Genomic DNA, 430 nt, shown 5'->3' on the forward strand with positions numbered 1-430 from the left:
GCTGTACCTGGCCGTGGTACTCGACCTGTTCAACCGGGAGGTGGTGGGCTGGTCCATCAAGTCGCGTATGACGGCGGATCTCGTGACGGACGCGCTGGCGATGGCTTGGTTTCGTCGCCGCCCCATGCCGGGCGCCCTGTGTCACTCGGATAGGGGCAGCCAGTATGCGAGCCACGAGTTCCAGCGCAAGCTGGCCGCGTACGGTATGCGCTGCTCGATGAGCCCCAAGAAAAATTGTTGGGACAATGCCCCTACGGAAAGCTTCTTCAACAGCTTGAAGAACGAACGGGTTCACGCCACGCGCTACCGGACACACCAGGCCGCGAAGGCCGATCTGTTCGAATACATCGAAGTGTTTTACAACCGCAGTCGTCGTCATTCGTCGCTCGGCTTTGTTTCTCCGGAGCGGTTCCTTCGGGACTGGATCAAA

Annotated in this window: 1 protein-coding gene; it reads left to right on the plus strand. The window is 59.8% G+C overall.

The window, feature by feature from the left end; all coding sequences use genetic code 11:
* Window positions 1-430: IS3 family transposase (locus C5F75_RS36025; RefSeq protein WP_146075251.1), on the plus strand; the 430-nt coding region annotated here is incomplete at both ends.

Origin of the sequence: Burkholderia anthinoferrum (genome assembly GCF_002925705.1) — a bacterium.
Taxonomy (GTDB): domain Bacteria; phylum Pseudomonadota; class Gammaproteobacteria; order Burkholderiales; family Burkholderiaceae; genus Burkholderia; species Burkholderia semiarida.